The sequence below is a fragment of the Streptomyces sp. SID486 genome (genome assembly GCF_009865385.1).
Lineage (GTDB): Bacteria > Actinomycetota > Actinomycetes > Streptomycetales > Streptomycetaceae > Streptomyces.
The window spans coordinates 1-6,008 of the sequence record NZ_WWJT01000664.1 but is presented as its reverse complement, the minus strand read 5'-3'; the positions used below and the strand labels follow the sequence as shown (position 1 = coordinate 6,008).

General features: G+C 73.8%; 6 protein-coding genes. 3 read left to right on the top strand and 3 right to left on the bottom strand.

Translation table 11 applies throughout. The features are described 5' to 3' along the window. Positions 1-84 precede the first annotated feature (84 nt). Positions 85-1,125 (top strand): LacI family DNA-binding transcriptional regulator, encoded by a 1,041-nt coding sequence (locus GT045_RS31085; protein ID WP_161336219.1) that lies wholly within the window; start codon positions 85-87, stop codon positions 1,123-1,125. 69 nt (positions 1,126-1,194) lie between these two features. Here GT045_RS31085 and GT045_RS31080 read toward each other — a convergent pair whose 3' ends face one another. After that, positions 1,195-1,566: a peptidase inhibitor family I36 protein gene (locus GT045_RS31080; protein ID WP_161297663.1), complete on the bottom strand. Its 372-nt coding sequence runs from the start codon at positions 1,564-1,566 to the stop codon at positions 1,195-1,197. Positions 1,567-2,005: 439 nt separating this feature from the next. Between GT045_RS31080 and GT045_RS31075 the strand changes: the two genes are divergently transcribed. Next, on the top strand, positions 2,006-2,749 hold the full coding sequence (locus GT045_RS31075) for an SDR family oxidoreductase (RefSeq protein ID WP_161336218.1): 744 nt from the start codon (positions 2,006-2,008) through the stop codon (positions 2,747-2,749). Here the strand turns inward: GT045_RS31075 and GT045_RS31070 are convergent. After that, the gene (locus GT045_RS31070) at positions 2,698-3,639 is read right to left on the bottom strand and encodes a LysR family transcriptional regulator (protein ID WP_161336217.1); all 942 of its coding nucleotides are present in this window, start codon (positions 3,637-3,639) and stop codon (positions 2,698-2,700) included. The genes GT045_RS31075 and GT045_RS31070 overlap by 52 nt on opposite strands. Before the next feature lie 336 nt (positions 3,640-3,975). Between GT045_RS31070 and GT045_RS31065 the strand changes: the two genes are divergently transcribed. Continuing rightward, complete coding sequence (locus tag GT045_RS31065; RefSeq protein WP_161336220.1) at positions 3,976-4,713, top strand: NAD(P)H-binding protein; 738 nt, start codon at positions 3,976-3,978, stop codon at positions 4,711-4,713. A gap of 214 nt (positions 4,714-4,927) precedes the next feature. On the opposite strand, the gene GT045_RS31060 is transcribed toward GT045_RS31065, so the two are convergent. After that, the gene (locus tag GT045_RS31060) at positions 4,928-5,842 is read right to left on the bottom strand and encodes a sigma factor (RefSeq protein ID WP_161336216.1); all 915 of its coding nucleotides are present in this window, start codon (positions 5,840-5,842) and stop codon (positions 4,928-4,930) included. Positions 5,843-6,008 lie beyond the last annotated feature (166 nt).

The following is a 6,008-nucleotide window of genomic DNA, read 5'->3' as shown; positions in this document are numbered from 1 at the left end:
GGGTCGGCCTGGGCTGGTCGGGGGCGCTCAGGTGCCGGAGAGCGCTCTATCCGCGTGGGCCGCCGGGCCGTTAGGGTGCCGGACATGAGCAGACAGGCCCCGACCCTGGAGGACGTCGCCCGGGAGGCCGGCGTCTCCCGGGCCACCGTCTCCCGGGTCGTCAACGGCGTCCGGAACGTGGATCCGGCGATCCAGGAAGTGGTCCGCCAGGCCATCGAACGCACCGGTTACGCGCCCAACCGGGCGGCCCGTTCCCTGGTCACACGGCGGGCCGAGACCGTGGCGCTGGTGGTCTCCGGTGCGGGGGACACCTCCGACGAGGCCCAGGCCGCCTTCGCCGCCCGGGTGTTCGCCGACCCGTTCTTCGGCCGGGTGGTCGCCGGGATCGTCGGCCACCTCCGCCCGCGCTCCGTCCACCCGGTGCTGATGTTCGCCGAGTCGGCCGGCTCACGCCACGAGGTGGTGACCTACCTGAGGCAGGGCCGGGCCGACGGCGCCCTGGTGGTCTCCAGCCACGCCGACGACCCGCTCCCCGCGCTCCTCGCCGAGGCCGGGCTGCCCGCGGTGCTCTTCGCCCGACCCGTGCGTCCCGTCCCGCTCAGCTATGTCGACCTGGCCCACCGGGACGGCGGCCGGCTCGCCGCCGAGCACCTGCTCGCCCGCGGCTGCCGCAGGCCGGCCACCGTGTGCGGGCCGCTGGCGGTCGCCGCCAGCCAGGAGCGGCTGGCCGGCTTCCGTGACGCCCTCGCCCACCGGGGCCTGCCCCACGTGCCCGTCGCCGAGGGCGGCTTCACCCTGGACAGCGGCTACGCAGCCATGACCCGTCTGCTGGCCGAACACCCCGACGTGGACGGTGTGTTCGCGGCGAACGACATCATGGCCCGCGGTGTCTGCCAGGTACTGCGGGCACACGGCCGGCGGGTGCCCGAGGACGTGGCGGTGGTCGGCTTCGACGACTCCAGCGTGGCCGTCTCCGGGCGGCCCCTTCTGACGACCGTGCGCCAGCCCGTGGAGGACATGGCCGCCGAGATGGCCCGCCTCCTCGACGAACACATCCATGGCGTCCGCACCGAACCCGCATCGGTCGTGTTCGAGCCGGAGCTGGTCGTGCGGGAGTCGGCCTGACGCCGACGGCGCCGGGCCGGGGCGCCCCCGGGGACGCGCCGGGACTCCGGCGATGTCCCGGCCAGGCGATCAGCAGCCGGCGGTCCAGGTGTGGGAGCCGCCCTGGTCGTTCGCGCCCGCGTCGTAGCCGACCTCCTGGCCGGGGGCCAGACAGAGGGTGACGCGCCCCAGCAGCTCACGGCCGTCGTGCACCTGGACGTGGTCCTTGACTCCGGGGCCGGACAGACCGTGGTTCGCCCACGAGGAGTCCTGCTCGAACATGTCCCCCTCCCACCAGTGGTCGTCGCCGCTGTGCTCGATCTTCAGGCCGTTGAAGTTCGCGTCGGTCCAGACGCAGAAGTAGCCGGAACGGCAGTCCGCGGCCTGTGCCGCCGCCGACGTGGCGAGGACGGCGCCGACGGTGAACAGGGCTGCGGCGAGGGCGGTGGTGAGTCGTTTCATGGTCGCGGGTCTCCCGTGGGTGGAGGTGTTCGGCCGGCAGGTGATCGACCTGCGAGCCCACCTCACCATTCGGCTCCCGCCCCCTGTATCCGCCATCGGAGTGATCGCCACGAGCCGCCGGGCCGGCCGGCCTTCCTGGGGCGGCCGGCCCGGCGCCGCGGTGCCATAGGACTTTCCTATACCGGCTGCTGACATTTCGTCTTTGCTCCGCGTTCTTTTCCGGCCGTACCGTGAAACGGCTCGACGAGGTGTTCACCGCGATGTCCGTGCGGTTTCGCCCTCGGTGTACGACCTTTGTCCGTAGGGCGGTCGAATTCGCCGTCGAAAGGACCGGTGGCATGACCACCAGGACGTACGGTCCGGGAATTCCCGGGAGGGTGGCGTCGGCGGCGATACGCGGTGGCGCAATGCGGAACAGAGAGAACGAAGGATCTTCGGCATGGGAAAGTACAGCGGAAAGAACGCGGTGATCACGGGTGGCGGCAGCGGCATGGGGTTCGCCATGGCGAAGCTGCTGGTGGACGGCGGAGGGCGGGTGGTGATCACCGGTCGTTCCCAGACCACGCTCGACGCCGCCCGGGAGCGGCTCGGCACGAACGCGGTGACCGTCCGGGGTGATGTGTCCGCCCTGGCCGACCTGGATGTCCTGGCCGACCGGGTGAGGGACGAACTCGGCACGGTCCACGCCCTGTTCGTCAACGCGGGCATCGCCACCCTCACGCCCTTCGAGTCGACGACCGAGGAGGTGTACGACGAGCTGTTCGCCGTCAACGTCAAGGGCGCCTACTTCACCGTCCAGAAGCTCGCCCCGCTGCTGAGCGACGGCGCCGGAGTCGTCCTCACCACCTCGGTCGCGAACGTCATGGGCATCCCGGAGTCCAGTGTCTACGCGGCCGGCAAAGCGGCGCTGCGCTCGCTGGCGCGCAGCCTCTCCCGCGAGCTGCTCCCGCGCGGGATCCGGGTCAACGCGGTCAGTCCCGGCCCCGTCGACACCGGCATCCTGGACCGCGCGATGACCGAGGAGGCGGCGGCACAGTTCAAGGCGCAGCTGATCGCGGACAACCCGATGCAGCGTTTCGGCACCCCCGAGGAGATCGCCAGGGCGGCCTCGTTCCTCGCGTTCGACGCCACCTACACCACCGGCGCCGAGCTGGCCGTGGACGGAGGCGCCACCCAGCTCTGAGCCTGTCCCGCCGTTCCGCCCGGAGCCCAGGTCTCCTGGCGCAGGTACTCGAGCAGCGCCGTCTCCGCCGGGCCCGCGCCGTGCCGGAGCACCGCGATGACGGGCCGGGACACGACCGGGAGCATCGGGCGGACGAGGTGCTCGTGACCGTCGGGCACCGCGGAGGCGGGCACGAGTGTCACCCCCAGCCCCTGGGCGGCCCACCGCACGGCCGTCGCCGTCTGGGACACGCGGGCGGCCGTGACCGGGGTCAGGCCGTTGTCCCCCAGCACGCTGAGCAACGTGGCGTCGAGCGCGCTGTCGCGGTCGAACCGCACCCACGGCTCGCCCGCCAGTTCGCGCAGGTCCACCCGGTCCGCCGCCAGCTTCCGGTGCCCGGCGCCCAGCACCACGACGAACTCCTCGTCGCCGAGGCGGTGGGCGTGGCCGGGACTGCGCTCGCACGCCGCCATCAAGGCGAGGTCCAGCACGCCCCGGCGGCACAGCCGGTCCAGCTCGCCGGAGCCGGGCTCCTCGAAGACGGTGACCTCCAGCCGCGGGAAGCGGCGGCGCAGTGCGCCCAGTGCGCCCGGCAGCTGCCGCGTGCCGAAGCCCATCTGCACCGCCACGACCAGCTCGCCCACCAGGTCGTCGGCACCGGCCCGGGCCGTCGCGCGTGCCCGCCGAGACGCGCTCACGGCGACCTCCGCTTCCCGCAGGAACGCGCGGCCGACCACGGTGGGCACCAGTCCGGTCGGCGTCCGGGCGAACAGTTCCACGCCGAGTTCCCGCTCCAGGCCGCGGATCTGCTGGGACACCGACGGCTGGGCGACGTGCAGCAGTTCCGCCGCCGCCGTCACCGAGCCCGCCTCGGCGACGGCCAGGGCGTACTCGTACTGGCGCAGGCTCATCGGCTCCGGTCTCCTCCCCGCGGTCCCCCGCGTCGTCACCGTGGGCAACCCGGCACCACCGGCACGGATTCCCGGGGACGCGGTCGACGGCTCCCACCGCCGGCGGCCTCGCCGCCGCCGCCTCGCCGCCGCCTCGCCGTCGTCGTCTTGCGGGGCCTCCCGTCCGGGGTGAGCTTGGACGCGGGGGCCGTGAGGACCGGCTGAGGGCTGTGTGCCGAAGCCGGGTGTCACAGATGTGCCCGCTGCCCTGTCTCCCTGGTGTGCGGCTTGCCGCGCCGGGCCGGCGGGCGTCCGCCGGTACCCGCAGGGAGAACGGATCAGCAGATGGAGACAGTGATGAAGATCGTGGTCATCGGCGGTACGGGCCTCATCGGCTCCCAGGTGGTCGCGCTGGTGCGCGAGCGTGGTCACGAGGCCGTGGCGGCCTCCCCCTCCACGGGCGTCGACACCCTCACCGGCCAGGGCCTGGAGGAGGCCCTCCAGGGCGCGGACGTGGTCGTGGACGTGTCGAACTCCCCCTCCTTCGACACCGAGCCGGCGCTGGACTTCTTCACCCGCTCGGCGCGGCACCTGATCGACGCCGAGAAGAAGGCGGGCGTGCGGCACCATGTCACGCTCTCCATCGTGGGCGTCGATCAGGTGCCCGACTACGGCTACTACCGCGCCAAGGTCGCGCAGGAGGAAGCCGTGCGCGACAGCGGCGTCCCGTACAGCATCGTGCGCGCCACGCAGTTCTTCGAGTTCATCGCTCCGGTGATGGACATGTCCACCGAGGGCGAGCAGGTGCGCATGCCCTCCGTGCGGCTGCGCCCGATCGCCTCCGCCGACGTGGCCGCCGCCGTCGCCGAGGCGGCCTGGTCCGAGCCGTCGTACGGCGTGCGAAACATCGGCGGCCCGGAGATCCACGGACTCGACCGGCTCGGTGAGATCACCCTGGCGGTGAAGCCGGACGGGCGCACCGTCGTCACCGACGAGACCGCCGGCCTGTTCGCGGGCATGCCCGACGTGCTCGTCGGCGACGACACCCTGCACACCGCGGCCACCGGTTACGAGGAGTGGCTCAAGCGGAGGTGACCGGGCCCGGGCGGGGCGCCCCGAGGCGTCCCACGGGTGACCGGGCCAGGACGGGGCGTGTCGCGGCGTCCCGCGGGTGACCGGGCCCGGGCGGGCGTTCGGCGGGTGAGCGGTGTGGACCCGCGCGCGTGAGCGGCGGCCGCGCACTCGCGTCACCGCGGCCGGGCGGTCCCGCCCGGCCGCGGACAGCGGTGGCGGTGCCCGGCGGCCGAGGTCACGGCCGGCCGGTGAACCGGTCCGCCGACCGCTCGTACGCCCGGAGTTTGGCGGGTGCCAGAACCCAGTAGAGCCCGTCGATGCCGTCCGGACCCGCGGTGACGCACACCAACGCCACCGCGACCCCGTCCACGGCCAGCAGCACACCGGGGCGGCCGTTGGCCTCCACCACGGTGTACTCGGCCCCGGGGAAGAACTTCCTGGCGAAGGCGCTGATCCGGGCCACCCGCCGGACCCCCACGACCTCCACCCGGGCGACACCGCGCATGCCGTCGCCGTCCGCGTAGGCGACGACGTCGGCCGACAGCACCCGCTCCAGGCCGGCTACGTCACCGTGCCGCGCCGCCGCCACGAAGGCGTCGAGCAGGCGCCGGTGCTGCGCCGCGTCGACCGGTTCGCGGCGCTCGGCGGCGAGCCGCTTGCGGGCCCGGCTGACGACCTGCCGTGTGTTGGCCTGGCTGAGCTGCAGCATGCCCGCGATCTCGGCGTAGGCGTACTGGAACGCCTCCCGCAGCACGTACGCGGCCCGCTCGACGGGGTTCAGCCTCTGCAGGACCAGCAGCACGGCCAGCTCCAGCGCCTCGCCGCGCTCCGCGCCGACCTGCGGATCCACGCTCGTGTCCACGGGCTCGGGCAGCCAGGGCCCCACGTACGCCTCGCGGCGTACCCGTGCCGACCGGGCCACGTTGACGGCCAGCCGCGTCGTGATCGTCGCCAGGAACGCCCCGGGGTCCAGCACCGCGCCCCGGTCGGCCCCCTGCCACCGCTCCCACACGTCCTGCACCACGTCCTCGGCCTCGGACACGCTGCCCAGCACGCGGTAGGCGATCCCGAAGAGCCGGGGGCGCCGCTCCTCGAACGCGGCCGCAGCGGCGTCGAGCGAGTCGTCGGGGAGTGGTCGTGGCCGGTCCATGATGCCGTCGCCTCCGCAGGTCGTCGTCGCGTACGCAGGCCCCTCGGCGCGCGGCCGTCCTGCTCGTCCTGATGCTACGGAGACCGGCGGGCGAGCCGGGCGGCGGCGCCGCGCGCGCCTCCGGCGGACCCGGCGCACCCGAGCGCCGGCCATCCGGCCCCCAGCC